23 protein-coding genes and 1 pseudogene are annotated in these 25,922 nt (G+C 66.9%); 11 read left to right on the top strand and 13 right to left on the bottom strand.

Translation table 11 applies throughout. From position 1 onward, the window contains the following. Positions 1-2: 2 nt before the first annotated feature. From L1892_RS01395 to L1892_RS01385, 3 genes are all read right to left on the bottom strand, one after another. Positions 3-1,091 carry an S-(hydroxymethyl)mycothiol dehydrogenase gene (locus L1892_RS01395; RefSeq protein WP_235721656.1) on the bottom strand — a complete coding sequence of 363 codons (1,089 nt, stop codon included), beginning with the start codon at positions 1,089-1,091 and terminating at the stop codon, positions 3-5. Positions 1,092-1,235: 144 nt separating this feature from the next. After that, positions 1,236-2,489, bottom strand: a complete 1,254-nt coding sequence (locus L1892_RS01390; protein WP_235721990.1) for a helix-turn-helix transcriptional regulator — start codon at positions 2,487-2,489, stop codon at positions 1,236-1,238. Positions 2,490-2,601: 112 nt separating this feature from the next. Further along, positions 2,602-3,090, bottom strand: coding sequence for a Rho termination factor N-terminal domain-containing protein (locus L1892_RS01385; RefSeq protein WP_235721655.1), 489 nt, complete (start codon positions 3,088-3,090; stop codon positions 2,602-2,604). A gap of 165 nt (positions 3,091-3,255) precedes the next feature. Between L1892_RS01385 and L1892_RS01380 the strand changes: the two genes are divergently transcribed. Further along, on the top strand, positions 3,256-3,525 hold the full coding sequence (locus L1892_RS01380) for a DUF7218 family protein (protein ID WP_235721654.1): 270 nt from the start codon (positions 3,256-3,258) through the stop codon (positions 3,523-3,525). A 140-nt stretch (positions 3,526-3,665) separates the two neighbouring features. On the opposite strand, the gene L1892_RS01375 is transcribed toward L1892_RS01380, so the two are convergent. Continuing rightward, positions 3,666-4,475: a LuxR C-terminal-related transcriptional regulator gene (locus L1892_RS01375; protein ID WP_235721653.1), complete on the bottom strand. Its 810-nt coding sequence runs from the start codon at positions 4,473-4,475 to the stop codon at positions 3,666-3,668. 135 nt (positions 4,476-4,610) lie between these two features. On the opposite strand from L1892_RS01375, the gene L1892_RS01370 reads away from it, so the two are divergent. After that, positions 4,611-6,182 (top strand): AMP-binding protein, encoded by a 1,572-nt coding sequence (locus tag L1892_RS01370; RefSeq protein ID WP_235721652.1) that lies wholly within the window; start codon positions 4,611-4,613, stop codon positions 6,180-6,182. Positions 6,183-6,294: 112 nt separating this feature from the next. Beyond that, positions 6,295-6,864: a DinB family protein gene (locus L1892_RS01365; protein ID WP_235721651.1), complete on the top strand. Its 570-nt coding sequence runs from the start codon at positions 6,295-6,297 to the stop codon at positions 6,862-6,864. Here L1892_RS01365 and L1892_RS01360 read toward each other — a convergent pair. Then, positions 6,825-9,074, bottom strand: a pseudogene (locus tag L1892_RS01360) (molybdopterin-containing oxidoreductase family protein). The gene L1892_RS01365 and the pseudogene L1892_RS01360 overlap by 40 nt on opposite strands. An 88-nt stretch (positions 9,075-9,162) precedes the next feature. Further along, positions 9,163-9,738, bottom strand: coding sequence for a TetR/AcrR family transcriptional regulator (locus L1892_RS01355; protein WP_235721650.1), 576 nt, complete (start codon positions 9,736-9,738; stop codon positions 9,163-9,165). Between the two features lie 337 nt (positions 9,739-10,075). Between L1892_RS01355 and L1892_RS01350 the strand changes: the two genes are divergently transcribed. Further along, a complete protein-coding gene (locus L1892_RS01350; protein WP_235721649.1) occupies positions 10,076-11,590 on the top strand; it encodes a flavin-containing monooxygenase in 1,515 nt (504 codons plus the stop codon). On the opposite strand, the gene L1892_RS01345 is transcribed toward L1892_RS01350, so the two are convergent. Beyond that, the gene (locus L1892_RS01345; protein ID WP_235721648.1) at positions 11,582-13,111 is read right to left on the bottom strand and encodes a molybdopterin-dependent oxidoreductase; all 1,530 of its coding nucleotides are present in this window, start codon (positions 13,109-13,111) and stop codon (positions 11,582-11,584) included. The genes L1892_RS01350 and L1892_RS01345 overlap by 9 nt on opposite strands. Positions 13,112-13,311: 200 nt before the next feature. On the opposite strand from L1892_RS01345, the gene L1892_RS01340 reads away from it, so the two are divergent. Beyond that, positions 13,312-13,980 (top strand): fasciclin domain-containing protein, encoded by a 669-nt coding sequence (locus L1892_RS01340; RefSeq protein WP_235721647.1) that lies wholly within the window; start codon positions 13,312-13,314, stop codon positions 13,978-13,980. Positions 13,981-14,166: 186 nt separating this feature from the next. Here the strand turns inward: L1892_RS01340 and L1892_RS01335 are convergent, their stop codons facing one another. Continuing rightward, positions 14,167-14,634 carry a hypothetical protein gene (locus L1892_RS01335; protein WP_235721646.1) on the bottom strand — a complete coding sequence of 156 codons (468 nt, stop codon included), beginning with the start codon at positions 14,632-14,634 and terminating at the stop codon, positions 14,167-14,169. 19 nt (positions 14,635-14,653) lie between these two features. Continuing rightward, positions 14,654-15,772, bottom strand: coding sequence for a hypothetical protein (locus tag L1892_RS01330; protein WP_235721645.1), 1,119 nt, complete (start codon positions 15,770-15,772; stop codon positions 14,654-14,656). A gap of 337 nt (positions 15,773-16,109) precedes the next feature. Between L1892_RS01330 and L1892_RS01325 the strand changes: the two genes are divergently transcribed. Continuing rightward, positions 16,110-17,363: an esterase/lipase family protein gene (locus L1892_RS01325; protein ID WP_235721644.1), complete on the top strand. Its 1,254-nt coding sequence runs from the start codon at positions 16,110-16,112 to the stop codon at positions 17,361-17,363. A gap of 56 nt (positions 17,364-17,419) precedes the next feature. Here L1892_RS01325 and L1892_RS01320 read toward each other — a convergent pair whose 3' ends face one another. Further along, a complete protein-coding gene (locus tag L1892_RS01320) occupies positions 17,420-17,707 on the bottom strand; it encodes an FmdB family zinc ribbon protein (RefSeq protein ID WP_235721643.1) in 288 nt (95 codons plus the stop codon). A gap of 153 nt (positions 17,708-17,860) precedes the next feature. On the opposite strand from L1892_RS01320, the gene fmdA reads away from it, so the two are divergent. Next, a complete protein-coding gene (gene fmdA / locus L1892_RS01315) occupies positions 17,861-19,114 on the top strand; it encodes a formamidase (RefSeq protein WP_235721642.1) in 1,254 nt (417 codons plus the stop codon). Between the two features lie 105 nt (positions 19,115-19,219). Here the strand turns inward: fmdA and L1892_RS01310 are convergent, their stop codons facing one another. Together L1892_RS01310 and L1892_RS01305 are read right to left on the bottom strand one after the other, a co-directional pair. After that, positions 19,220-20,461 carry a fatty acid desaturase family protein gene (locus L1892_RS01310; RefSeq protein ID WP_235721641.1) on the bottom strand — a complete coding sequence of 414 codons (1,242 nt, stop codon included), beginning with the start codon at positions 20,459-20,461 and terminating at the stop codon, positions 19,220-19,222. An 8-nt stretch (positions 20,462-20,469) separates the two neighbouring features. Beyond that, a complete protein-coding gene (locus L1892_RS01305) occupies positions 20,470-21,582 on the bottom strand; it encodes a ferredoxin reductase (RefSeq protein ID WP_235721640.1) in 1,113 nt (370 codons plus the stop codon). Positions 21,583-21,759: 177 nt separating this feature from the next. Here L1892_RS01305 and L1892_RS01300 point away from each other — a divergent pair, with 177 nt between their 5' ends. From L1892_RS01300 to L1892_RS01290, 3 genes are all read left to right on the top strand, one after another. Beyond that, on the top strand, positions 21,760-22,644 hold the full coding sequence (locus L1892_RS01300) for a hypothetical protein (protein ID WP_235721639.1): 885 nt from the start codon (positions 21,760-21,762) through the stop codon (positions 22,642-22,644). Between the two features lie 154 nt (positions 22,645-22,798). Then, complete coding sequence (locus L1892_RS01295; RefSeq protein ID WP_235721638.1) at positions 22,799-23,701, top strand: serine hydrolase; 903 nt, start codon at positions 22,799-22,801, stop codon at positions 23,699-23,701. A 5-nt stretch (positions 23,702-23,706) separates the two neighbouring features. Continuing rightward, positions 23,707-24,972 (top strand): APC family permease, encoded by a 1,266-nt coding sequence (locus L1892_RS01290; protein WP_308191632.1) that lies wholly within the window; start codon positions 23,707-23,709, stop codon positions 24,970-24,972. A 132-nt stretch (positions 24,973-25,104) separates the two neighbouring features. On the opposite strand, the gene L1892_RS01285 is transcribed toward L1892_RS01290, so the two are convergent. Continuing rightward, positions 25,105-25,272: a hypothetical protein gene (locus L1892_RS01285; RefSeq protein ID WP_235722023.1), complete on the bottom strand. Its 168-nt coding sequence runs from the start codon at positions 25,270-25,272 to the stop codon at positions 25,105-25,107. 84 nt (positions 25,273-25,356) lie between these two features. Between L1892_RS01285 and L1892_RS01280 the strand changes: the two genes are divergently transcribed. Continuing rightward, positions 25,357-25,782 carry a DUF309 domain-containing protein gene (locus L1892_RS01280; RefSeq protein ID WP_235721637.1) on the top strand — a complete coding sequence of 142 codons (426 nt, stop codon included), beginning with the start codon at positions 25,357-25,359 and terminating at the stop codon, positions 25,780-25,782. Positions 25,783-25,922: the final 140 nt, after the last annotated feature.

The following is a 25,922-nucleotide window of genomic DNA, read 5'->3' as shown; positions in this document are numbered from 1 at the left end:
GGTTACAGCTCCACCACCGAACGGAGCACCTTGCCGGCCTCCATGGACTCGAACGCCGCTTCGACGTCGGTCAAGCCCACGCGCTCGGTGACGAACTTCTCCAGCGGGAGCCTTCCTTGCTCGTACAGGTCGATCAGCATGGGGAAGTCGCGTTCGGGCAAGCAGTCGCCGTACCACGACGATTTCAGCGCACCACCACGCGAGAAGAAGTCGATCAGCGGCATCTCGAGGGTCATCTCCGGGGTGGGCACGCCGACGAGCACCACGGTGCCGGCCAGATCGCGTGCGTAGAAGGCCTGCTTGTAGGTCTCCGGCCGTCCCACCGCGTCCACCACGACATCGACACCATTGCCGTCGGTCAGATCCTGCACGGCGGTCACCACATCGTCGACCTCGAGTCCGTTGATGGTGTGGGTGGCGCCCAGGTCGGTGGCCCACTCGAGCTTGGCCGGGTCGCGGTCGATCGCGATGATGGTGGTCGCGCCGGCGAGTTTCGCACCCGCGATCGCGGCGTCACCCACACCGCCGCAACCGATCACGGCCACCGAATCGCCCCGCCCGACGTTGCCGGTGTTCATCGCGGCACCGAGACCGGCCATCACGCCACACCCCAGTAGCCCGGCCACTGCGGGATCGGTTTCCGGATTGACCTTGGTGCACTGCAGTTCGTGGATCAGGGTCTTCTCCGCAAACGCGCCGATACCCAACGCCGGAGTCAGTTCGGTGCCGTCATCGAGCGTCATCGGCACACTGGCGTTGAAGGTGTCGAAGCAGTACCACGGACGACCCCGCTTACAGGCCCGACACTGACCGCACACGGCTCGCCAGTTGAGGACGACGAAGTCGCCCACCTCGACGTGGGTCACATCCGAACCCACCGACTCGACGGTCCCGGCGGCCTCGTGACCGAGCAGGAACGGATACTCGTCGTTGATGCCGCCCTGTTTGTAGGCGAGATCGGTGTGGCACACCCCGCACGCCTTGATGGACACCACCACATCCCGCGGTCCGGGATCGGGAATTACCACGTCGACCACCTCGGTCGGCGCGCCCTTGCTCCGTGAGATGACTCCCTTGACTGTCTGCGACATATCGGTTTTCTCGATCCTCTCGATGTGTGGGTGGACTGCCACCGGACGGTCCGCTACTCGTCTCAGTCTCGTGACGTCGACGGATACATGCATCCGGCCGAATGGATGGTTCTACCTAGACGAAAGTACAGCGGTAGCGTCGGTTCACTCCGCAGTGATCCCCGCGCGCGCCGCGAGCAGACCGGCTTCACCCCGGTTGGACACCTGCAGCTTCTGCAGGATCGCGGTCACGTGGAATTTGACGGTGCTCTCGCTGACCCCGAGCTCCGCTGCGATCGCCTTGTTGCGGCGACCCAACGCGAGGTGACCCAGCACCTCGAGTTCGCGTGGGTTCAGCGTCGACAACACGTTCTGGTCGGGCCGTTCCGCGGCGCTGTCCAGCGGCATCCGCGCCGTCACCCGACTCCCCCAGCCGGCCAGCGTCTCCACTTCCAGCCGCCCGCCGAGGGTCTGCAGCCGGCCGGCCAACTGCCTGGTCAGCGCATCACCGTCAAGATCACCGGCGCCCTGATCGCGCACGTCGACCACCAGTTCGTTGCCGCTACAGTCCCAGGCGATACGCAACCTGGACACCGTGCGCTGCGTACCGAATGCGACCGCCACCACGCGCACAATGGCTCGGGCCGCGTGCGCGATCTCGCCGGGCAAGTTCCGTCCGCGTGCGGTGGGGGCCACGTAGTCGACGTCGACGTGGAGTTGCTCGGCGACGGGCCCGAACTCGACTCGCAGGCGCGCGAACGCCGAGTCGACATCCTCGGTGGCCAGCTTGTGGTCGGAGTCGCTCACCGACCGCAACGCGATCAGCGCGGCCGATGCGGTTTCCGCGGCCGCCGACCGTGCTGTCCGATCGTCGAGGTCGCGCGCACGCAATGTCCCGAGGATCGACACCAGCGCGTCCTCGTGTGTCTGGGTGAGTTGGGCGATGGTCCGGGCGCGTTCACTGGAGGCGGCGCGGGACTCGGCGAGGTAGTCGGGGCTGGCCTGCGCCACCTGCTGGCGGATCGAGGTCGCCACGATCGCGAACCATCCCCGCAGCTGATCACAGGACACCAGGCGGTCTCCGGCGCCCGGACCAGCGGACCTCGACGGCTTCGGGATCATCACGAGCAGCGTGTCGGTCTCATCCCGCACCACCAGCACGTCGCGGGTCACGCCACCGACGACCGCGATGGCGGTCGCTGCGGTTCCCGGGTCGACCGTCTCCTTGAGAGCGTCGAGTTCGTCGATGGTGACGCGGTCGACGATGTCCCGGTCGCCGGCGACTTTTCGCGGACGGCCGGTGCACTCGCGGGTGAAGATGATCAACGCACGGTGCGGCCACTGCGGACCTACGAAGCGGGAGAATCGTGCGGCGATCTCCGGCAGCGGACCGTCGAGCACCGCCCGCAGCTGCTGCAGGCAGCCGTCGCGTTGCGCAGCGCTGGGCTCGACGGCAGTCCGCACCTCGCGCGTGGTCACGGGTCAACAGTAGTGCTGCGCAGCCCCCGGCCGTCGGGCGGTGATCGCCCGATCAGCCGAGCGCGTCGATCAGTTGCGCCTTCGTCATTGTCGAATAGCCCTTGATGCCCTTGGTCTTGGCCTCCGACCGCAGTTGGGCGACGGTCGGTTGCCCGGAGGCCGTGGACTTGGACGCGGTCTTCTTGGCCGGTGCCCGCCGACGCGGAGTCGACTCCGGGGCGTCAGGCACCTTCGTCGCTGATGATTCAGCCGCCTTTGGCGCCGAAGCGGACGCCGACGACCCGGGCTTCTCCTGAGCACTCCCTGCGTTGTCCCCGGTCGCCTTGTCGCCGGTCGCCTTGTCCCCCGTCGCCTTCGCTGGCGTCGCCGTGCCCGAATCCTTCTGCCCGATCAGCGCGAGGACCTTGTCCTGCAGGGCAGCGGCGTCCTTCTCGACCTTCTTGAGTCGCTTCTTGGCGTCCTTCTCGGCGCGTTCGAGTTCACTTTGCAACCGCCCGACCTCTTTTTCGAGGCGGCCGATGAGTTTCTTCTTCTTGCCCATGTGCGTCTCCTCCGTGTCGTGCGCCGTCTGCGAGATATGTCGGTCTCCACCAAACCCTAACGGGCAGGTCGAGGCGGAGCTGCCGTCTTCGATGGCGCGTCGGCGTAACGTCGGGAGATAGTGGGTACCCACAAGGCGTCCGTTCCACTCACAGGAGGTGTCGATATGCCAGAACGTGATCCGGGCCCTTCGGTCAAGGACGACGAGCTCTACGAAAAGCTGCGGGACGAAGGCAATTCGAAGGAGAAGTCCGCGCGCATCGCCAACGCGGCAGCCAACGAGTCCCGGTCGTCGGTCGGCGAGAAGGGCGGCCAGTCGCCGGCCTACGAAGACTGGACGGTCGACGAATTGCAGGACCGCGCAAAGGAACTGGACATCACGGGTTATTCAGACCTCAAGAAGGATGAGCTGATCGAGAAGCTACGCAACCATTAGGCCGCCTCTCCGGACGAAGCGCGGTCGGTCGATTCGGCCACGACCACATGTCCGCCGGCATCACCGCTGGCCGCCGTCGGCTGGATAATCCATCCGGGCACGCTCACCGGTGATGCCGGCGGACACCCGAGGCGGTTCCCCTACCCCGGCAGCAGACCCGACCGCCGGGCGAGCACAACCGCCTCCAGTCGGGTGGTGGCCCCGAGTTTGGCCATCGCGTCCTTCATGTACCCCTTGGCGGTCTGCACGCCGATACCGAGTTCCTCGGCGATCCGGGCGTTGCCGTGACCGAGCGCGGCCAGCGCCAGTACGTCCTGCTCACGTTGGGTGAGCCGCACCGCTGGGTTCACGTCGGGCGTGTCATCGAGCAGGCCGTCGCCGATGCGTTCGATCTCGGCAGCCAACGTCTCGTCGGCGACGGATCGTTGCAACCGACGCAGCCGGCTGTATGCGTCGGTGAGGCGGTCCCGCAGCTCGTCGCGGTCCGGCGACGCCACCGACAGCCGCTCGGCGACGATGCGTTGCTCGAGCGCACGGGCTTCGTCGGCCAGGATGTCGAAAGCGCGTCCACCGAGCGGGTTGTCGGTGTGCACCGCCCCGTAGAGCACGGCTATCGGGCTGCGATCCACGATGACCGGCACGGCCGCCATCGCGCCGAGTCCCTCGGTGGCGATAATCGGGTTGTAGCGGTGGGTGATCTGCGGTGTGCGCAGGTAGTCGTCCACCGCGAGCGGTCGACGCATCGTCACCACCTTGCCGCCGAGTCCGTGCCCGACGTCGACGGCAACACCGTTGAGGGCGCCACGTGTGGCGCCTTCGAAGTGTTCGAGACGCACAGCCTGCCGTTGTCGGGTGGGCGGCACCGACACCATGCCGGCAAACGCGAGCGATACACCACTGGACCGCCGGATGCGGCGCAGCGCATCGCGCACAGATGTGGTCTCGCTCATGTCACCTCCTGGGTTCTCCCCCTCTTCGGGGGGTGGTCCGTCCGCCGCGGCACGCGCACAATGTGACCCACATTACCCGTGGCCTGGCAACCGGCGCCGCGGCGATGACCACCGTTCCCGACCCGAGGTTCGACGATGACCCACACCGCATCCACTGCCCATCCGTCCGTGGAAGAGACCCTGAACGAGTGGATCGCCACGTTCGGCTCCGACACCGCCGACGCCGCGCACCTTTTGGTCGACCGCCACGACCCGGACGCGGTCGCCTTCACCACCATCGATGTCGACGGCGATCGCCTGGTGACCATCGACCTGACCTACGGCGAGCTCGCCGACGCCTCCAAACGATTCGCCGCCGCACTCGCCGAGATGGGCGTCGGCCGCGGTGACACCGTCGGTGTACTGATGGGCAAACGTGCCGAACTCGTGGTGTCGCTGCTGGCCATCGCCCGTCTCGGTGCCGTCTACATCCCGCTGTTCACCGCATTCGCGACGCCCGCCATCGAGATGCGGCTGACCGCCGGCAACGCCCGGGTGGTGATCACCGAGCCGAGCCAGGTCGGCAAGCTCGACGGAATCGACGGCATCACGACCGTCGTTGCCGGCGAGGAGTTCGACGGGCTCGTCTCCGCACACGACCCGGTAGACGAGTCGGTCGCGGTGGGCGGCGACGGCATGTTGATCCTGCTGTTCACCAGCGGCACCACCGGCGCACCCAAGGGCGTACCGGTTCCGGTGCGGGCGTTGGCGGCATTCAGCTGCTACATGCACTACGGGCTCGACGTGAACGCCGACGATGTGTTCTGGAACGCAGCTGACCCCGGCTGGGCCTACGGCCTGTACTACGGCATCCTCGGGCCGATGGCGATCGGTCGGCGAAACCTATTGCTGCACGCCGGTTTCTCCCCGGACGTCACCACGAAGGTGATGCAGCAGCTGGGTGTCACGAACTTCGCCGCGGCGCCCACCGTGTATCGATCGCTGTCCAAGGACCCGTCGTTCACCGGTTTCGCGTTGCGCCGGGCGTCGTCGGCAGGAGAGCCGCTGACTCCGGACGTCATCGACTGGGCCCGTGAGACATTGCAGACCGAGGTGCGCGACCACTACGGGCAGACCGAGCACGGCATGTTCATCAACAACCACTGGCATCCCGACGTGGCGCAGCCGTTGGTGCCCGGATCGATGGGCACCCCGATGCCCGGATTCGCCACCGGCATCGTCGACGGTCAGATCGCCATCGAGGTCGCACAGAGCCCGTTGCTGTTCTTCACCGGTTACCTCGACGCACCGGACAAGACCGCGGCCCGCTTCACCCCCGACGGCGCCTGGTATCTGACCGGCGACACCGGCCGCAAGGACGACGACGGCCGGTACTACTTCACCGCCCGCGACGACGACGTGATCATCATGGCCGGCTACCGTATCGGGCCGTTCGATGTGGAGAGCGTGCTGATCACCCACCCGTCGGTGGTCGACGTCGCGGTGGTGGGTCGCCCCGACGAGCTGCGCGGCGAGGTTCTCGAGGCGTTCGTGGTGCTCGCCGACGGGGTCGACGGCGACGACGCACTCGAAGCCGAGTTGCAGCAGCTGGTCAAGACCGGCTTCGCCGCCCACGCCTACCCGCGCACCGTCCACTTCGTCGATGCGCTGCCCAAGACCCCGAGCGGCAAGATCCAGCGGTTCATCCTGCGCAAACAAGAAAGCTGACCAGGAGCGAGCTCACCAGCCGCACCCCTGATCGGCCAGAAACCAGGACCGAAGTCGTCCGCATTCCCTCCTAGCGTTGACTTCACCAGCAACGACAACGAGAGGGACGATCATGGCCGGCACCTACACACCCGTCACACTTCCGTTCACCGTCAGCGGCGAAAAGGAGGATCTGCTCACCCTCCTCGCCGATCAGCGGCAGATGTTCACGGTGACGCTACGAGGGATCACCGAGGAACAGGCCCGCCAGCGCACCACGGTCAGCACGCTGACACTCGGCGGACTCGTCAAACACCTCGCGATGGGTGAACAGAGCACTCTGGAGGAGCTCGTCGAACGCGACGACACAGCGGAGTTCGACATGCAGAAAGCCGCGCACGCCTACGAGCTGACCAACGACGAGACCTTCGCCGGGTGGGTCGAGGAGTACCACCGGGCGGCCGCCGCCCTCGACGATTACGTCGCACAGTCCGCCGGCCTCGACGAACTGATCCCGCAGATGACCGCACCGTGGCAGCCGGAGCGCGAGTGGTGGACCATCCGCAAGATGCTGCTGCACAAGCTCCGCGAGACCGCGCACCACTGTGGTCACGCAGACATCATTCGCGAAGCGCTCGACGGTCAGAGCACGATGGCAGCACTCTACGACGGGCCCGACCCCGCCGAGTGGGCAATCGACTGACGTTCGTCGCGTTCACCGGCGAGTAAGCTCACCTCGATCGGCACCCCGGTCATGTTGGCCATACCCGCAAGTCGCTCGAGATCGTCGGGGTCCGATGAGATCAACGCATTCACATTGACTCCGCCGCTGCCGAGATCGTTGGCAGCGGCGGCGTTGGCCCGTGTCCAGCCGCCGGAACCGTTGTGCCCCCACCCGTGTGGGATGGCCACCACACCGGGTTTTATGTCGTCGGTGATCGTCGCCGGCAACTCCACCTGCCCGTGCGCCGAGCGCACCACCACAAGATCACCTTCGCCGATACCTCGGGTCTCGGCGTCGTCGGGGTGCAGCCGCGCTGCGTGCTCACGACCGCCACGCAGCAACATCGGGGCGTTGTGCTGCCAACTGTTCTCCGACCTGATCTCGCGCATCCCGATCAGTCGCAGTGGGAGTCGCGGGTCTGCCGCGGTGGCCACGCGGTCGAGCTCGGCCACCAGTTCGGGAGCGTCGAGGCGCACTTTGCGGTCACGGTGGGTGATGGTGTCGCGTAACCGACCGGGCATCAGACCGTCGCCGACGACGACGCCGTGCGGTTCGTCACGCACCAGCCGTCGATACGTCAGCCCACCGCGGCGCAGACCGAACCGATTGCCGCCCAGACCCATTCGAACCACCACATCAGACAGCCGCTCCGGATCCCACGCCCGACCGACCCGTGTGGCCATCGTGTTCATCGCATGCAGCGCCCCCAACATGGGCACCTGCCGCGACAAGGCTCCGACGAGTTCGTTGATGACCGTCCACTCTTCACGCGCCTCACCTCGCGGTGCGATCACCGGGTCGGTGGCCTGTTTGAACGGCGTGGTGAACAACGCCTGGAACGGCAGCAGGAAAGGGCCGCGCTCATACATCGTGGTGGCGGACAGAATGTAGTCGGCGTGGGCGTTGGTGTCGTTTCGGTAGATGTCCAGAGACACCAGCAGGTCGAGATCGTCGAGCGCGTCGGCCAATTCGGTGCCGTTGGGGACCGACAACACCGGGTTTCCGGCACTGACGAACAACGCCCGCAGTTGTCCGCGCCCCAGCGTGGTGATCTCCTTGGCCATCACGGACGCCGGCGCGGTCCCCAGCACCTGCGGCAGATTCCCCACGCGACTCCGCCGCCCCGACCACGCAAACCGCGACACACGTTGCAGGGCGGCAACTCCGAATCGTTGGCCGGGAATGCCGAGGTCGCCGAACATGGACCCGCCGACGACGTCGAGATTGCCGGCAACCAGGTTGACCATGTCCAGCAACGCGGTGGTCAGGGTGCCGGCGCGGCCCAACGAGGTGCCGGTCCGGCCGTAGACGGCGGCCCGTTCGGTGTGCACCAGCGAGCGCGCGAGCGCCCGGACCGTGTCGGGGTCGATGTCGGTGCTCGTCGCCGTCTGCTCCGGCGGGTACTCGCCGACGATGCGCTTGAGTGTGTCGAGTCCGACTGCGCGCTGCCGCAGCCGAGTGTCGTCGGCGAGTTTCTCCTCGAACATGACGTGCAGCAGCGACAGCAACAGCAACGCATCGGTGTCCGGCACGATGGGCAACCACTCGTGCTCGCGTGCGGTTTCGGTGTGCCGCGGATCGATCACCAGCACTCACCCGCCGCGCGCGGTGATGGCGTTGAGTCCTTCTCGGATGCGCGGCGAACTCATCACGCTGCCGTGGGATACGACCGGGTTGGCACCCATGATCACCAGGAGGTCGACGCGATTGATGTCCGGGATCGGGGCTGCCACCGGATTGCCGTAGAGGAAGTGGCTCGCCACGAACCGGTTGTTCACGTCCTGCGACCCCGCCGAGTAGACGTGTGGGCTGCCCAGCAGGTTCATGAACGTCGCGGTCCACAGCGTGTGCCCGGTGGAGAAGGTCGCCGGGTTGCCGAAGTACCACCCGATCCCCGCACTGCCGTGACGCCGATGCACCCCACGTAGACGCTCACCGATGTCGGCGAGCGCGGTGTCCCAGGAGACGTGTTCGAACCCGCCGTCCGCGGTGCGCCGCAGCGGATGCAGCACACGGTCGGGGTCGTTGACGATCTCGGTGAAGGCGATGCCCTTCGGGCAGGCGAAGCCCTTCGACAGTGGATGCTGTTTGTCCGGTCGCAGCGAGATGAGTTCGTCGTTCTCGACCGTCGCGATCATCCCGCAGAGGGGCTCGCAGATCCGGCAGTAAGTGACCTTCTCCTGACGCATGGTGACTCCCCAGGGCTGATGCCAACACGATCTGACAACAAGTGTTGCACGATGTCGTCGCGGTCATGAGAGAATGCCGCGACCGGCCTCATCGAACCGGTACGGCCAACGTGTTGCCGAAACTGATCTGCGCCTGCCGACGGGCCTGTTCGAGTGTCATCGCACCGCGTTCGACGAGTCCGATGACGCCGATCACCAGCATGGTGATCTGGCCGGCAGCGAACACCGGCTCGAGGCGCGGATCGATCTCACCGGCCTCCTGACCTCGCCGTATGGCCTTGAGGACCGGAACCGTGGCCCGGGCCTCGACGTCGAACAGCCCAGGATCGGTGCGGTGGTACATCAGGATGAAGCGGTAGCGCTCTCCAATCGTGATCGCATCGTCGAGGAATGCCCGCAGGGCCGCCACCACCGGCCCGTCGGCGGGCAGCCGACGGGCGACCTCGGCCGAATCGTCGAGCGCCTTCGCGTGTAGTGCACTCATCAGCTGGTCACGGCTGGCGAAGTGCCGGTACAGCGTCGCCCGATTCACCCCGGACGCCTCGGCGATCTGCTGCATCGATGCGTTCGGCTCGACGCCGAGTAGCCCGATCGCACCAGTCATGATGGCCGCGCGATTGCGTTCGACGTCGGCACGAACTTGCGTGGCGTGCGTCACAGGCATAGCGTACATGCAACACCGATGTCGCATTTCGGCGAGGACGGTGGCAGTCGGTGCGCCGGCGTGCAGCGGTCGGGGCCGCACGCCGGACGCGCGACGGTCGCGGCGCTGACAACCGCGGACATCGGTGTGCGCGTGGATCGTTCGAGGGGTGGTCCCGACGCCGACCGCCACCGCCAGACCCCCGGGTCATCGTTGCGCCAGTACACGATTCGCAGTCGGAGCACTTGCCGAATCCGCCATATTCGCGGTCGCGAGGAACTACCGTGACCCCCAATGGTGGGAGCCTGTGCCAGGCGCTGCCCACCGCGGCACGGCATCGCTCGACGAGGAGGTTGCGATGAGTGAGATCGACACAAGCGTGTCCCCGGTGGATGAGCCTGCGGACTGGGACGACTTCTACGACGTGATCATCCTCGGCGCCGGCCTGTCCGGCATCGACGCCGCCTACCGGCTCACCCAGGACAACCCGACGTTGCGATACCTCATCCTGGAGCGCCGCGAACGCGTCGGCGGCACCTGGGACCTGTTCCGCTACCCGGGCATCCGCTCCGACAGCGACATCTTCACCCTCAGTTTCCCGTTCGAGCCGTGGCGACGACCCGAGGCGTTGGCCCAAGGCGCCGACATCCGCAATTACGTCGAGCACACCGCCGAGAAGTACGGCATCGCCGACCACATCCGTTTCGGTCAGCATGTCACCGCAGCAGATTGGGATTCAAGCACCGACACGTGGACGATCTCGGCCACCGCCGACGACGCGTCCCGCAGCTACCGCACCCGGTTCGTCTACTTCGCGACCGGTTACTACGATTATGACGCTCCCTACACACCTCAGCTCGCCGGCATCGACGACTTCGCCGGCACCGTGGTGCACCCGCAACAGTGGCCCGATGACCTCGACCACACCGGCAAGAACATCGTGGTGATCGGCAGCGGCGCCACCGCGGTCAGCCTGATTCCGTCGTTGGCGAAGAGCGCCGGCCACGTGACGATGCTACAGCGCTCGCCGTCCTACATCGTGTCGATGTCCCAGGCCCAGAAGCTCAACCCCCTGATCCGAAAGCTCTTGCCCCCCAAAGCAGCCCATCAGGTCATCCGCACCCGGTACGCAGCTCAGACCGCCGCGATGGTGCATGCCCTGCACCGCTTCCCCAAGATCGGCCGCAAGCTGTTGACCAGTGGGGTGCGCAAGGAGCTTCCGGACAACTATCCGGTGGACGTGCATTTCAATCCGTCATATGACCCGTGGGATCAACGCATGTGCATGGTGCCCGATGCCGATCTGTTCGAGCAGATCTCGGCGGGCTCGGTGGAGATGGTGACCGATCACATCGACCGGATCGATGCCACCGGGGTGGCACTGAAGTCGGGCCGGCATCTCGATGCCGATGTCATCGTGACGGCCACCGGACTCAATCTGCAGGCCTTCGGCGGAGTCCGCATCCGGGTCGACGATGCCGAGGTCAAGCCCCACGACCGGTTTGTCTTCAAATCTCATCTCCTCGAGGATGTCCCGAACCTGGCCTGGTCGGTCGGCTACACCAACGCGTCATGGACGCTACGTGCCGACATGACCGCCCGCGCCGTCGCGAAGTTGCTGCACTACATGCGTTCCCACGGCTACACCCACGCCTATCCGCACCTCGGCGAGGTGTCCATGCCGTCGCAACCGTTGTGGGATCTCAAGGCCGGCTACGTTCTTCGCGCCCCGGACGCACTGCCGAAGTCGGGCACCCACGGCTACTGGAAGGTGCGGCACAACTACTACCGCGACGCCATCGATCACCACACCGACGATATCGAGAAGTCAATGGTTTTCGGCCGTGTGCCGGTACGCGCACGATCACTGTGACTGTGCATCCGCGACGCGGATGACCCGGCTGTGCCAACCGGTCGCGCCGTCGGGGATCGGGGCGACGCGCTGTTCGGGCTGGACCCGGCCGGCGCCGTCGGTCGCCCGGCAGTAGATGGTGTGCTGACCGGGTACGGCGTCCCAGGCGAAAGTCCATTGCCGCCAGGTGTCGATGGAGTACTGCTCCGCGAGTTCAGCCCGCTGCCAAGGGCCGTCATCCACCCTGACCTCCACCGCGCTGATGCCCCGATGCTGCGCCCAGGCGGTGCCGGCCACCATGACACGTCCGGCCGGCTGTGTGGACAGCGGCGCGGGCCGGTCGATGCGTGAGGCGGACTTGATGGGCGCACGCACACCCCAACCACGCTCGGTCCAGTAGGCCTGGGCGCGGTCGAAGCGGGTGATCTCCCAGTCGGTGACCCATTTGCAGGCCGACACAAATCCGTACAGACCCGGGATCACCTGACGCACCGGGTAGCCGTGTTCCAGCGGGAGGGGCTCGCCGTTCATGCCGATGGCCAGCAGCGCGTCGCGCCCGTCGGTGATGGCCTCGAGCGGGGTACCCGAAGTCCAGCCGTCCACGCTGGTCGACAGCAGCATGTCGGCGTCGCCGCGCACTCCGACGCGGTCCAGGATGTCGCGCATCGGCACGCCGAGCCAACGGGCATTGCCGGCCAGATCTCCGCCGACCTCGTTGGACACGCAGCTCAGCGTGATGACACGTTCGGACATGGACATCGCGAGCAGGTCATCCCAGTCGAGGGTCAGTTCGTCGTCGACCATGCCGTGCACCCGCAGCCGCCAGTCCTGCGTGCTGAGCCGCGGCACCTGCAGAGCGGTGTCGATGCGGTAGAACTCCGCGTTGTCGGTGACGAACGGCGTGGCGCCCTCGATCTGCAGTTGTGCGCCATCCGGGATCGGCTCGGCAGCCGATGCCGGCACCGGCAACCTCACGCGCCGACGTTCGGCCAGCACATCGCCCGCCCGCGACAGTTGCCGCGCGACCAGCGCGGACGCGCCCGATGCCGCGCCGATCAACACGGCGGCGGTCAGGAACTGTCGGCGATTCCATCCGGCCTCCGCCGTCTGGATCCTCGATCCGGCACACAGCAGCACCAGCACGCCGGCGGCGACGATGCCTGCGGCCAGCGGCGGCAGCACGAACGACGGGTCCGACGTGGGCCGCGTCGTCGTCGCCACCACACCGAACGCCGCGAACGCGACGACGACCGCGATCCCCCAGGGGGGTTTGCGCACCTGGATGATCCCGGCCACCACGGCCAGCGCCAGCAACGCCGCGCCGACACCCACCATCAACGCGGGCTTGTCGGCGGTGCCGAACGTATCGATGGCCCATTCGCGGGCAAACGCGGGTGCGTGGTCGACGAGAAACGCAGCCACCGCCTGATAGGGCGACGCGAACGGTGACACCAGCACGGCCACCAGCTCACCGACCGCGACCCCCGCCGCCACCGCGAGGACGCCTGCCACGGCTGCGCGTACATATGTTTCGACTCGCATGGTCTGCCTCCTCGCCGCGGCCTTCAGGTCTCAGGCAGGCATTCGTCCGCGCGAACTCACCGGATTGGTGCACCGCGCCGACCTGCATCGATGAGCCAGTTTTCGAAATCCCGCAAATCCGACCCATCCGGCTGCGCAGGTGCGCCGAATGACCTACAACCCGCCACGCGGCGGGGTGTCAACCACAGATTGGATCGATCATGGCTCTCAAGCGAATTCAACGTGTTCTGACGGCCGCGGCAGGTGTCACGCTCGCCGTCGGACTCGTCGCCGGCTGCTCATCCGACGACGACTCCTCCTCCGAGACGACCGCCGCGACCAGCGCGCCCATGAGCAGCATGGCCTCCGAAAGTGATTCGGACACTGCCGCGTCCGGCCTCGTCGGCCCCGGTTGCGCGGCGTACGCCGAAGCCAACCCGACCGGCCCCGGTTCGGTGGAGGGAATGGCCACCGCCCCGGTCGCCACCGCCGCAGCCGCCAACCCGATGCTGACCACGCTGACCCAGGCGGTGTCCGGCGAGCTGAATCCCGAAGTGAATCTGGTGGATACGCTCAACAACGGTGAGTACACCGTGTTCGCGCCGACCGACGACGCGTTCGCGAAGCTCCCGCCGGAGACCATCGAGACGCTCAAGACCGATTCGGCGATGCTGACCGACATCCTCACCTACCACGTGGTTTCCGGCCAGGCTGCCCCGGATGCAGTCGTCGGTGAGCACGAAACCCTACTCGAGGGCCAGTCGGTCGAGGTGACCGGTGAGGGCGACGAGCTGATGGTCAACGACGCGGGCGTCGTGTGCGGTGGCGTGCAGACCGCCAATGCCACTGTCTACCTGATTGATACGGTGCTGACGCCGCCGGCAGAGTGATCGCCACACCGCTCGCACCACGGCGTCAGTCGCTGGTCGATACGGCGCTGACGCCGCCGGCGAGGTAATCGCCACACGGCTTCAGCGCTGGTCGAGTAGTGACGAACGTAGTGAGGAGCGTATCGAGACCACCTTTCGCGGAGGTCTCGATACGCTCCTCGTCGTCGTTGCTACGGCCGGATCACCTCACCGGACGAGTTCGCGCAGCGACATGCCGGCCGGTACCTCGTTGTGGCGCAGGTAATGCAGGAACACCGTGCCCGCAGCCTCGGCGGTGAAGACCTCGTTCTGGGCAACCCGGTAGGAGTGTTCCCCGACCGCGATCTCCACATCCGCGCCGCCGGCCGCATCGGCCACCTCTCCTCGCCCCAGAACGTACTGGCGATAGGTCCCGTCGGCTTCCTTGCGCCGTACCTCCAATGTCATCGCGTCTGCGCTGCCGCCGGCTTGCAGGAACGATGACAACGATTCGTCGCGTTCGTGCTCGCTCAAGTCGTCGAGCCACTCCTGGCGGACGAGCCGGGACAGGATGATGTGCTTCTTGGTTCCGCCGTTCAATCGGGTGAGCGGGTGAGTGACGAATCGAGCGGGCATCCCGGAGTCCATCGTCACGGTGGTGCCGTCCGAGAACTCGTACACATGCGTCGGTTTCATCGCAAGTCATCCTTCGCGTTCATGGCCGGTCTATCACGTGGGTGATCTTAACTCTGGTGCCGTCGGGGAGTGTCACCGTTGCGGGGGTCTCCGGACTGACACGCGCATCGAACTGCTTCTGCTGCGGCGTCTTGCCCGCGCTTCCGCTCTTGATCTCGATCCCCGAGTACGTGCCGTCGCCGTTCGGGATCAACCCGTCGTAGAAGCGACCTTGTTTTCCACCCTCGAACGACGCGCGACGTTGGTCCCGGATGATGGGCACGCCGAAGTCGTCCTCGAGTTTGTCGAGCTCTCGCTTCTCCGCGTCCTTGCCGCTCCGACCGTCGTTTCCGTTGGCGTAGCGCCCCTTCGCGTCGCGTCCGTCACCTCGGTCGCGGTACTCGTCCGGCTCCTCGCTTGGCCGCGGCTCGGTGGTCCTCGGAGCGGGTGACTGACGTGGCGCAGGTGTCTTCGGAGGTGCCTGCCGTCCTGGGACGGCCGGGGGTCGCATTCCCGGGAAGCCGCCACCGATCATCGGCGGAACCGGCGACAACGGGCATACGACATCGCACTGCTCGTTGTCGACGATGCCGTCGTGATCGTCGTCTTCGCCGTCAATTCCGTGTGCCCCGGGACCGTTCAGCAGCCTCGTGGATCCATCGTCATCATCGCGGCGCGGCGATGTCGGCTCGTACCGCGGCGCGGGTCGGTCGGCAGACGGAGCGGTCCGTCTGTCCCGTTGTTCCTGCTGCCGTTGTTCTCGCCGCTCGCGCTTCTTGCGCGACGACCGACTCCGCTCCGATGAGTTCTTCGTCTGAGTTTGTGGCGCTCGGGTTTTCGGGGAGAACTTGTTCGGTCCCCGATCCGGTTTCGGGGTGGCCTTGCGCGGGCGGTTCGGTTTGTCGGCCGCGGGCGGTGCGGTCCGCTGCCGCACGTTGCCGGCGTTCCCGCCCGACGACGGTCCGCTGTTGCGGCCGCCCGCCGATGGTCCCGGTTGGGCCCGGGGGGTCATCTTGTTGATCCCGCCTCCGCCGGACGGGGACGATTTGTTTTTGCCGCTCTTGCCATCTCCGGATTGCGACAATGACCGATCGTTACCCATACCCGTGGTCGACGCCGCCTCGGCGTGCGTCAGGGGCAAGAGGACGATCAGGAACATCGTCGCAACGGTGAGGCATGCGCGGACCAGTGAAGCTCTGTAGACGTGTGCTCGCATGATGTCTCGATCCGTTCTGTGTGGTGGATGGAGCGATCCGAACGTAGGTCGCTCGTCACCAGACCGGAATCTGCAGCAGCCGAATATCTTCCCTGCGAACGACGGCCATTGGTCCGATGGATGGACACGGGGAACAAAACCGTGCCGCCGTCGCGTCGACGCGGACGTGGCGGTCGGCCCCCGGGCGGGTACCGGTCGGCCGGACCGATGGCATACCCGGCCGTGCATCACATCGACGACTGACCGTCGATATTGAGTGAACGGGCGTACACTCAATGGCATGATCGGATCTCCCCCGGCCCGGACCGACGAACTCGGCGCGCTCGCCCGGTTGGGCGTCACCGAGTTGCGCTCCGCGGTGTCCGGCCTCGGCGCGATGCACCGGTCGGTCGCGGGCACTGTGTTCGGCGCGCTTCGGCCGGTTCTCGGGTCAGCCATCGACTCGCCACGGATGGTCCACGACGCCGTCACCGACGGCGCCTACCTCTCGATGGATGCCCTGCTCGACACCGCGTCGTCGGCCGCCGATGCCATGCCCGCCTCGACGTTCGCCGTCTCCCAGACCCCCCACGGCGCCGTTGCCCTCGGCGTTCTCAACGGGCTCATCGGCGACGACCTCGACGCGGCGGACTCACCCCTGGCCGCCCGCATGTCGATCCGGTCCGCAGGTCGGCCGATCCCGGTTCGTCCCGCGGCCATCGCAGACGAATTCTCCGACGCACGCGGCCACGTCGTCGTCTTTCTGCACGGGTTGATGGAGTCTGAACAGGCGTGGACCATCGGGGGTCGGCCGAGCTACGGACACCGACTCTCCGCGGACATCTCGGCCGGCGAGGTCCAGATCCGGTACAACTCCGGCCGGCACATCAGCCAGAACGGGCTCGACCTCGCCGATCTGCTGGCCGATCTGGTGCTGCTGTGGCCGGTGCCGGTCTCCCGACTCACCCTGATCGGGCATTCCATGGGTGGGTTGGTGATCCGCAGTGCGTGCCATCACGCCACCGAGCGTGGCGACTGGTGGCCTCGACTCGTGACGGAGACCGTGTGCTTGGGTACGCCGCATCTGGGTGCACCGCTCGAGCGCGGCGTCCATGTGTTGTCGTCGATGCTGCAGCCACTCTCGGCCACACGTCCGATCAGCAACCTGCTGCGTCGGCGCAGCGCCGGGGTACGCGATCTGTTCCACGGGAATCTCACCGCAGCCGATTGGGCCGAGCAGGATCGCGACGCCTGGCAGCATCCCCCCGGCGCCGACGTCCCGCTGCTGTCCACCGCGCGCCACCTGTTCGTCACCGCGACGATGACACGCAACCCCGCTCACCCATTCGGCCGCCTGATCGGTGACGGCCTGGTCCTCGCACCGAGTGGTCGCGGCGAACCCACCCGCAGCCGCCTCGGCCTGCGGTTCTCCGACGGCCTCGACCTCGGCGGTGCACACCATTTCACGTTGTTGAACAACGACGACATCTACGCCTGGCTGCTCGCCCAGCTGCGACCACGCCGCGCGCTGCCGAGCGCACCCCCGGATCCGTAGTACGAGCCGACCGAAAATCGCCGGTTCGTACTACGAGATCGGCGGGGGTGGCGGGGTCACGGGCGGGGCAACTTGCGGTGCAGTGGGTTGGTGGAGATCGGGGTTGAGCGGCGTGTGCTGCCCGGGAGATTCGACACCACCGTCGGCGTCTCCGAACTCGCTCGCGTCGCATCCTGCAATCGCATCGCCGCCGAATCCCCTGCGCCCAGTGACGGCGCACCGATGACCCGCCGTGCATCGTCACCGCAGTCCGGGCAGGCCGACCGATCCGGGATCGACGCCATCGGATGGCGTTCGACGAAATCGGGGCAGTCCGCCGGACACCGGTACACGTAAGTCGGCATGTCGGTCACCGTAGCGCTTGCGCCCGGATCCCGCGTGCCGTTGGCCTGCCATCCGCGCCCTCGATCACTACACTCATCACCGTTACTTCCATTTGGAAGCAGGGTCTCGACCGCACTCGCGACCAGAGCATCGTGATGAGAAGAGGACGTGTCATGCCGGAGTTGCTGTACCCGCTCGATTCATCGAAGAAGTTCACCGATCAGCAGATCGTCGGCCACAACAGGTGGCATCCCGACATTCCGGCGGCGGTGACCGTGAAACCCGGTGACACGTTTCGTGCGCATTGTCGTGAATGGTTCGACGGCGCCATCCACAACGACGATTCGGCCGAGGACATCCTCAACGCTCCGCTCGACGGTGTGCACGTGTTGTCGGGGCCGTTCGCGATCGAGGGCGCCGAGCCGGGCGATCTGCTCATCGTCGACATCCTCGACGTCGGGCCGATCCCGCAGGAGGACTCGGGCCCACTCGCCGGCCAGGGCTGGGGGTACACCGGCATCTTCGCCAAGCAGAACGGTGGCGGCTTCCTCACCGATCAGTTCCCCGACGCCTACAAGGCCATCTGGGACTTCAGCGGCCAGAGCGCGACGTCGCGGCATGTCCCGCACGTGAAGTACACCGGCATCGTCCATCCCGGCCTGATGGGCACCGCGCCGTCACCCGAACTGCTGGGAAAGTGGAACGCACGTGAGGCGGCGCTCATCGCCACCGATCCGCAGCGGGTGCCGCCACTCGCGCTGCCGCCGCAACCCAAGGACGCCATCCTGGGCACCCTGACCGGCGCCGAATTCGACCGCGTGGCAAGCGAAGCCGCCCGAACCGCGCCGCCGCGCGAGAACGGCGGCAACCAGGACATCAAGAACCTCACCAAGGGCACCCGCGTCTTCTACCCGGTGTTCGTGCCCGGCGCGAAGCTCTCGTTCGGCGACCTGCACTTCTCGCAGGGAGACGGCGAGATCACCTTCTGCGGCGCCATCGAGATGGGTGGCTTCATGGATCTGCACGTCGACCTCATCAAGGGCGGCATGGACACCTATGGCGTCACCGAGAATGCGATCTTCATGCCCGGCAACACCGATCCGCAGTACTCGGAGTGGATCGCGTTCTCGGGTACGTCGGTCACCCTCGACGGCGAGCAGCGCTACCTCGACTCCGACCTGTCCTATCAGCGGGCCTGCCTGCACGCCATCGACTACCTGACGAAATTCGGCTACAGCCCCGAACAGGCCTATCTGCTCCTCGGGTCCGCTCCCATCGAGGGCCGACTGTCCGGCGTCGTCGACATCCCCAACTCGTGTGCCACGGTGTACATCCCGACCGCCATCTTCGACTTCCCGGTCGCGCCGTCCAAGGATGGACCGACCACCATCGACCCCGGCATGGGCGCCCCCACCGCCAGTTTCTGACCGCCGACCGTTCCTCCCCCGGGTATCAGTTCCCCCGCCCAAAGCAACTGGGGGACAAAGCGATACCCAGGGGGGAACCGGCCGGGGCCGCGCCGACTCGCCCGGCTACGCGGCCGGCTGCACCGGCGCGTTCTTCAGTTCGCGCAGCGCGGTGCGCAGACCCCGACGCTTCCCGGTCGCCGGATCGACGCCGAAGTGATTCGCCATGCCTTCGCGCATGGCGAACCGCAACTCCGACGCGGTCTCCGGTGCATCGTCGGACGTCGCCTTGAGCAAAGCGTTCGGCACGGCCAGCTTCGCAATCGTCCGGAACGACTGGAAGTACTGGTGGGCAAGCGAACCCGTGGTGTAGGGCAGGTCGTACTTGTCGCACAGCGCCCGCACCCGGACACCGATCTCCTCGTACCGGTTACTCGGCAGGTCGGGGAACAGATGGTGCTCGATCTGATGGCTGAGGTTGCCACTCATGAACCGCATGAGCAGGCCGGCGCGGAAGTTGGCCGAGCCCAGCATCTGTCGCAGATACCAGCGCGGCTGATCCTCGTTCTCGTACTCCTCGACGGTGAATTTCTCGGCACCGTCGGGGAAGTGCCCGCAGAAGATCACCATGTACGCCCAGTAGTTGCGCACGATGTTGGCCGTGAAGTTCGCCGCGATCGTCGGCTTCCAGTTCGGGCCGGCCAGCGCCGGGAAGATCAGGTAGTCCTTGGCGGCCTGCTTGCCGACCTTGCGTCCGATGACCCGTAGATCCTTGAACGCCTGACGGTACGACTTCTCCTTGTTGCGCAGCTTCTCGGTCTCCAGATGGTGCAGCGCCACACCGTATTCGAAGAAGGTACCCAGCGTGAGATTGTAGATCGGGTTGCCGACATTCCACCATTCCCACGGCTGGTCGCGGGTGACGCGCAGGATGCCGTAGCCCACGTCGTCGTCCATGCCCACCACATTCGTGTACTTGTGGTGCACGAAGTTGTGCGAGTGCTTCCACTGCACGCTGGGGCAGGTGGTGTCCCATTCCCACGACGACGAGTGCACCTCGGGATCGTTCATCCAGTCCCACTGACCGTGCATCACGTTGTGGCCGAGCTCCATGTTCTCGATGATCTTGGCCAGCGAGAGCATGGCGGTGCCGGCGACCCATGCCGACTTGCGGTTGCTGAACATCAACGCGAGCCGGCCACCGGCGGCGAGGCTGCGCTGAATCGTGATGGCCCGTCGGATGTAGCGGGCATCGGCTTCGCCGCGGGACTCCTCGATGTCGCGCCGGATCGCGTCGAGTTCGGCCCCGAGGGCCTCGACGTCGGCGTCGGTCAGATGAGCGTATTGGTCGATGTCGGTGATGGCCATCGATCCCCCTAGAGGTCGAGTGTGCATTCCCCGGACACGCTGCTGATGCATGTCTGGATTCGTTCACCCTCGCGGCGTTCCTCGCCGTTGCGCAGGTCGCGCACATATCCCCCGGCGAGGGGTACCACGCAGGTTTGGCAGATACCCATTCGGCAGCCGAACGGCATCTGGATTCCCAACTCCTCGCCTGCTTCAAGGAGTGTGGTGGCGCCGTCGATCTCGGCGCTCTTCCCCGACTTGGCGAAGGTGACGGTGCCGCCTTCACCACCCACATCGGTCCGCGCGATCGCGAACCGTTCGATGTGCAACTGGTCGCGCAGCCCCTCCTCGGTGAAGCGCTCCTCGACCGTGTCGAGCATTGCCACCGGCCCGCACGCCCAGCACTGGCGGTCCCGCCAGTCCGGCACCTCGGCGTCGAGTTGCCCGATGTCGAACTTGCCCTGCTCGCGCGTCAGCTGCAACTGCAGGTCGTAGGAGAGGACGTCGGCGTCCATCTTCTCGAGTTCCTCGAGGAAGATCACGTCGTCGCGGGTCGGCGCGGAGTGCACGTGGACGATGTCGGGCACGTTCTCCCGCGACCGTAGCGACCGCAGCATCGACATGACCGGAGTGATGCCGCTCCCGGCGGTGAGGAACAGCACGCTGTCGGGCAGCGGCTCGGGCAGATGGAAATCGCCTTTGGGTGCGGCGAGCCGGATCACGGTCCCCGGCGACACCCCATCGACGAGATGTGTGGAGAGAAAACCGTCGGGATTGGCCTTGACGGTGATCGCGATCGTCGTGTCGGAGGTGTCGCCGATCGACGTCAGCGAGTACGACCGCCAATGCCAGCGACCGCCCACCTGCAGCCCGATCCCGACGTATTGGCCCGGTTTGTACGAGTCCGGAAACCCCCAACCGGTGCGGATGGTGACCGTGGCCGAGTCCTCGGTCTCGCGCACCACCTCCAGCACGCGGCCGCGCAGTTCGCGCGCCGACCACAGCGGGTTGAGCAGGTGCAGGTAGTCGTCGGGCAGCAATGGCGTGGTGGCGCGGGCGATGAGCCCGCGCACGATGTTGACCTCTGGTTTTCTGGCCTCGACGTCGGCCGCCGGGCGTTTGCTCCACTTGAGCAGATCCATGCGTGGCACCTCCGGTGAACCTTGTGCACGACTGTACACAGAACCGCGCGGGCGGGGCCCGATCCATCGATTTCCGGTCGACCGTGGGCTCGAGTCCACCGCAGACACCCAGTCAACACTGAGAGTCCTCAGGTTGTCTGCAGAATGCTCCCAGCTTCGGGCTCTAGGTTGGCTTTCGTGACCGGATCCACCGCTGCGCGACGTTCCTCCCTCTCGCGCGCAGCGGTGGTGACGGCCGCATTCCTCCTTGCGGCCGCGGTGTTCGCCGTGGCCGTGTGGACGCGGCCCGGCCAGCGCGTCGATCAATGGCTGCTCGACGTGTGCCGGGCCCTCCCCGCGGTCGATGACCTCCCTCTCCCGCTCACCATCGACGTCGTCTCCAATCCCGCCTTGTGGATCGCGGTGGCGGCGTCGGTGGTGGTGCTGGTGCAGTGCCGCCGGTTCTCCTCACGCACCGACGCCCGCCGTGGCCTTGCGAGCACCGCCGCACTGCTGGCCTTCGCGCCGGCGACGGTGCTGGTCGTGCAGTTCCTGCGTGATCACGTGCTCACGCGTCCGCAGTTGCATTCCTGGATCGCGGAGACCGCGAACTCCGCGCCGAGTGGTCATGCCGCCGCGGTGACGGCGGTCGTGGTGGTACTGGTGCTGGCCAGTCCGCCCCTCCTGCGCCCTTACGTCGGCACCCTGGTGGGTACCTGGGCCGCGGTGCTCGAATTCGTCATCGTCGCCGCCGGCTGGCACCGACCCAGCGATGTCATCATCTCGACCCTGCTGGTCGTGGGCGCCGGGATGCTGCTGCCCGACCCGTGGCGGGGCACGGTCCGTGGACAGGCGCCGCGGTGGTCACTACCCATTCCGCTGCTCATCACGGTGTCGGCGCCCGCGGTGGTGGCCATCTTCTATCCGACCATCACGCAGGTCGCCGCGGCCGGCGCGATCGCGGCGGTGATGTCGATGGCCGTCCTCGCGCTCGGGGTGGGCCGAACCGCGCGCCGCGCGAATCGCAACCCGACAGCCGAGGCCAGACCGACCGTGGGCGCGACACCCCCGACCCTTCGCTGACGCGTTCGGCACCAACGCGCGCGAGCGGCCGCACAGCGGCCAACGGCGTAGATTCGGACATATCGGACCTACGAGACGACGTTGCGGCACACGACCCATCATCGGCAGGCGCACGGGTGGTGCGGTCACGCGGTGGGCCGGGGTCGCCACGATCTTGCTGATCACCGCCATGATCGGATTGCGCGTTCCGACAGCACGGTTGCCGGCCGAGCGGACCACGGCGGCCGCGGACACGGCCCACTCGTCGAGCATCGGGTCACGGGCGATGCGCGCCGCCGACGTCGCTGCGGGTGCGATAGCCGACGTCGACGTGGCGGTGGCCGTTCTGGACCGCGTCACCGGCGACGTGGTCGGGAACGGCCAGGCCACGGGGCCGATGTTCAGCGCATCGTTGGCGAAAGTCGTCGTCGCGGTAGACGTGTTGGATCGCCGACGTTCTGATGCTCTCCCGCTGAGCGCGAGCGATGTCGAACTCATCCGCCGCGCACTCGGTCCCAGCGATGACAGCGCGATGAACGACTTGTGGACGAGGTTCGACGGGATGGGCGCGGTCGGACGGGTGGCCACCCGACTCGGGCTGACCGACACCGCGGCCCCGGTCGACCCCGATTTCTGGGGTTGGATGACCACGACCGCACACGACGCGACACGGCTCCTGGCACACGTGGCCGAGATGCCGCCGCCCGACGCCGACGTCATAATCGGTGCTCTCGCACAGGCACCGCCCGTCGCCGCCGACGGTTTCGAACAGGCCTTCGGTCTGCAAGCGCCCGGGATTCGTGACGTCACCGCAGCCAAACAGGGTTGGATGCGGTGGCCCGCAGACACCGCGCATCTGCACAGTGCCGGGTTCGTCGGCGCGGACCGGCAATTCGTGGTCGCAATCCTCGGTCGGCAGACATCCCCGGATCCCGACTGGCAGACCCTGCGTCGGTCGGTGACCATGGCTGCGACGGCAGCGGTCGACGTGATGCGCGATCGGGTCGGTTCACCCGGCGCCGGCGGCCTCGCGGTACCGAACGTTCATCCTCCCGGGGTCGTCGCCCACTTACACTGACCGTCGTGACCAACGACGCCAGGTCCGGTGGTGAACTCACGCGGCGACTCGGCGTCGGCGATGCGGTGACCATCGGCCTCGGATCGATGATCGGCGCGGGCGTGTTCGCCGTGCTGGCACCGGCCGCGCAGGCGGCCGGATCGGGCCTGCTGGTGGGTCTGGCGATCGCCGCGGTGATCGCCTACTGCAACGCCACCTCCTCGGCTCGACTCGCGGCGCTGTACCCCGTCTCCGGCGGCACGTACGTCTACGGTCGCGAACGTCTCGGCGAGATCTGGGGCTACCTCGCCGGCTGGTGTTTTGTGGTGGGTAAGACCGCGTCCTGCGCCGCAATGGCTTTGACGGTCGGTGTCTACGTATGGCCCGAACACGCGCACGCCGTCGCGATGGCCGCGGTCGTCGGGGTCACCGCGGTCAACTATCGGGGCATCCAGAAGTCGGCGCTCGCGACGCGGCTGATCGTCGCGGTGGTGCTGGCCGTGCTGGCCGCGGTCGTGGTGACCGCGGTGTCGTCGACCCCGTCCGACGCGGGTGAGCACCTCTCGATCGGCGACGATGCCTCCGTGTACGGGGTTCTGCAGGCCGCCGCACTCCTGTTCTTCGCTTTCGCTGGGTACGCGCGGATCGCCACGCTCGGTGAGGAGGTCCGCGATCCCGCCCGCACCATCGGTCGTGCGATCCCCGCCGCTTTGGGCATCGTCCTGGTGGTCTATGTGGCGGTGGCGGTCTCCGCGCTGGCGGTCGTCGGTCCTGCCGGGCTGGCCGACGCAGCGGCACCACTCGTCGAAACCGTGCGCGCCGCAGGTGCTTCCGGATTGGCGCCGGTGGTTCAAGTGGGTGCCGCGGTCGCGGCGATCGGCTCGCTGCTGGCGATGGTGCTGGGTGTCTCGCGTACCACCCTCGCCATGGCGCGCGACGGTCACCTGCCCCGCTGGCTGGCCGCGATCCATCCACAGCACCGGGTGCCGCATCATGCCGAACTGGCGATCGGCGTCATCGTTGCGGTGCTGGCCGCCACCGTCGATGTGCGTGGCGCAATCGGGTTCTCGTCGTTCGGTGTGCTTCTCTACTACGCCATCGCCAACGCGTCGGCGGCCACCCTGACCCGCGATGAGCGGCGGCCGGCGCGGGTGGTCACCACCCTGGGTCTCGTCGGCTGTGTCAGCCTCGCCGCGACTTTGCCGGTCGGCTCGGTGATCGCCGGTTGCGTGGTGGTCGCACTCGGCGTGGCCGTCTATCTGGTGCGGACGATACGGCATCCCCGCAGGTAGTACCAACCAACTATTCCGGATTCCCATGAAAGTGACTGGAGTCCGAGAGCGTTGACCGCAATCAGCCGTGTCAGGCCCATCCGAGGGGATATCCCCTCGGACGACCCCCACGAAGCCGATTTCAGGAGGCACTCACCAACGCGGCCAGGTGTTCTCGAAACTCGGGTTGATCGGCTGCAGGTGGCCGGTGTCGTCGCGGTTGTCGATGCCACAGCGGTCGCCGATTCCGCAGCCGAGGTTGTGCTGATGGAGTCGTTCGAGCGCCGCTTCGTCGATCTCGTCTCGCCGGGTCGGTAACACCGCTGGTCACCGACCAGCGAGGTCATCTCGTTTCTCGGCACGTGACCCACGACGTAGAGTCGGAGTCATGCGAGTGGTGGCGTCATGACTCAGCACCGCGACCGCGATAGCGAGGGTCACGCCCGCCAGGCGCGTCCGCGTGACCGGCTGGGGCGACCATTGCCCTACGGCGCGGAGGGTGTCGAGCCGGTTCCCGAGGAGGCGTTGCCGCCACAGCAGACGATCGAGCTGGCCCGCCGACTACTCGCCGAGGGGCGGCCGTTTTCCGCCCACGAGGTCTTCGAGAACCGCTGGAAGGACTGCCCAGTGGATGAGCGTCCACTGTGGCAGGGGCTCGCACAGCTCTGCGTGGGTCTCACCCATCACGAGCGCGGCAACCCGACCGGAGCCAGACGCCTGTACGCCCGCGGCGCCGAGCGCCTGACCGAATACGGCGCGACCGGGGGCCTCACCTTCGGCCTGCACCTCGACGCCATCTGCAGCTGCGCGCAGGAACGTTTCGGCGGCTGATCACGGGCCCGACCGGTACGCGTAGGCCCTGGGCGCCCTACCGCCTCCGGCGATGCCGGCGGGGCACCCGAACCCTGCCGACGGCAACGCCGATGTCGCCGAGAGAATCGGACAGTCGTCGACCAGACGGATGAACCGCA

Source organism: Gordonia tangerina (assembly GCF_021556435.1).
In the GTDB taxonomy this organism is placed as follows: Bacteria; Actinomycetota; Actinomycetes; order Mycobacteriales; family Mycobacteriaceae; genus Gordonia; species Gordonia tangerina.
This window is presented reverse-complemented; position numbering and strand designations above follow the sequence as displayed.